The sequence below is a fragment of the Nonomuraea sp. NPDC046570 genome (genome assembly GCF_040645915.1).
Taxonomy (GTDB): domain Bacteria; phylum Actinomycetota; class Actinomycetes; order Streptosporangiales; family Streptosporangiaceae; genus Nonomuraea.
The window spans coordinates 1-2,078 of the sequence record NZ_JBEYZF010000107.1; the positions used below are offsets into that span (position 1 = coordinate 1).

The window sequence follows — 2,078 nt, forward strand, 5'->3', positions numbered from 1 at the left end:
TACAGAAAGCTTCGAAGTCTTCGGCCTTGATGCTCTTGTCGAAGAGCTGGAAACGGAGCTTGCCCTGCCGGTTGACGGCCGACACCATGAAGGCCGATCTCTTGGCTCCGGTGCGCTTGACGGTCGGCGTCTGCCCCACTGGCGCCCAGGTCGTCCCGGCGTGGTAGTGAGTGCTGATGGCCGCCTCATCTGCGAAGTAGATGATCGCGCCGGCCTCCTTCGCCTCTTTGACGATCTTCGGGTAGTCCTCGGACTTCCAGCGCTCGACCAATTCGGGATTCTGCTGATAGGCCTTATACAGCGGTTTCTGCGGTGACATGCCGAGTTGGCGTAGCACGCGTCCGACGCTGGCAACCGACAACCTGACACCGAAGCGTCGCCGGATGAGCTCCTGGACCATGGCGCGGGTCCACAGCGCCAGCCCGAAGCTCAATTGGCGTGGATCGCAGCCCACCAGCCATGCGTACAGGGTGGACATCTGGTCGGCATTGAGTTTCGCGTCCGGGCCGCGCGTCTTCTTCGTCTTCAGGCCGGCCTCTCCGTACTCGCGGTAATCACGCTGCCATGCGAAGAGTGACGCTCTGGATACGTTGAGAATTCGAGAGAGATCGTCGGCGGATTCCCCTTGCTCCATCATGCGCACAGCGTGCAGTCGCTCCTCGAATGCGGCTCGCCGCCCCTTTAACGCCATGCATTCATAGTCTCACGGAATGTAATCTCGTGAGTCCAGAAACCCATAATCGCCTTAGATCACCTGCGCCGTGTCGACGACACGTGAAACTGGATCAGGCAAACTAGTCGTGATTGGGTCCGGTGGGTAGATCACGGTTCGGGTGTTCTGGCCGGTAGCTGACTTCTTGATCGCGAGCATGTGCGGCCCGTCCGGGCGTGCGGTGTGGGCGCCGGTCCCGAACGGCGGCGGGACTCTGGGCCGCCCGCCACACCACGCCACGCCCCGCCGCACCTCTACTCGCCCGCCGAATGTGGGCAACGCCGCCGACGGACCGCGCACGACTTTCCGCTGGGTCGTCACTGGCCGAACTCGCTTCGCTGGCCCTCCGGGTGGCCTACGGCCATTCCACCAGCCACGCCCCTTTTCCATGACAAGCCCAACTTCGCCTCCAAACCCGATCAGTAGTCGCTGCTCACTTTCGTTCGATGTGCGACATGATCGGATGAGACGAAGGGGTACTCGATGCGCCACGTACGCGAATTTGTCGGAGAATTTTTCGGAGAGTTAGAGAGCTTCAAAGGCTGAGGTTACGGCGGTTTGAGATCGAGGGTAAGCATTCATCAGGGCTCGAGATCGAGTACGGCGTGAGCGTGCTGCTGCTCGTGGGATGATCTTCGGGTGCAGGCTGGGGATGGGCGTCCGTCGTATGACGAGCTTGCCGCTCTGGTCGTGGAGCAGGCGCGGGTCATCGCCGAGTTGCGGGCCGAGAATGAACGGCTGCGGGCGGAGAATGAGCGGCTTTCGGCTCGGGTGGCCGAGTTGGAGCGGCGGCTGAACAGGCACTCGGGGAACTCCTCGCTGCCGCCGTCGGCCGATGTCTTCATCCGGCCGGAGAAGAAGGCGGCGCCCAGGAGTGGGCGGCGGCGGGGCGGTCAGCCGGGTTCGGCGGGTGGTGGGCTGGCCATGGTCGAGATCCCGGATCGGGTCGACGATCATCTGCCGGAGTGGTGTGGCGGGTGCGGAGCCGGGTTGAGCCTGGCCGGCAGCGCTGGATACGAGCGCCGCCAGGTGTGGGACGTTCCCCTGGTCAGCGTGACGGTGACCGAGCATCGGGCGCATCGGTGCCGGTGCGTGTGCGGGACGATGACGCGGGCGGTCATGCCCGTGACGGTGGCCGGCTCGCCGGCCTCCTACGGGCCGAATCTGCGTGCTTTGGCGGTCTATCTGCTGGTCTTCCAGCATGTCCCGGTCGAGCGGACCGCGCAGTTGATCACGGACTTGACCGGTGCGAACGTGTCGACCGGCTGGGTGTCGGGTGTGCTGGGGCAGGCCGCGGGTCTGGTGGCCGGCGGCCTGAAGCTGATCCGTGCCCTGTTGACGCTGGGGCATGTGCTGCACGCCGATG

Annotated in this window: 2 protein-coding genes; one reads left to right on the top strand and one right to left on the bottom strand. The window is 64.3% G+C overall.

Features of this window, described 5'->3' with window-relative positions:
- On the bottom strand, window positions 1–637 hold a 637-nt coding region (locus ABZ911_RS43080), incomplete at its 3' end, for an IS630 family transposase (RefSeq protein WP_358070489.1).
- A gap of 714 nt (window positions 638–1,351) precedes the next feature.
- Between ABZ911_RS43080 and ABZ911_RS43085 the strand changes: the two genes are divergently transcribed.
- The coding region (locus ABZ911_RS43085; protein ID WP_358070492.1) for a DUF6444 domain-containing protein at window positions 1,352–2,078 on the top strand (727 nt) is incomplete at its 3' end.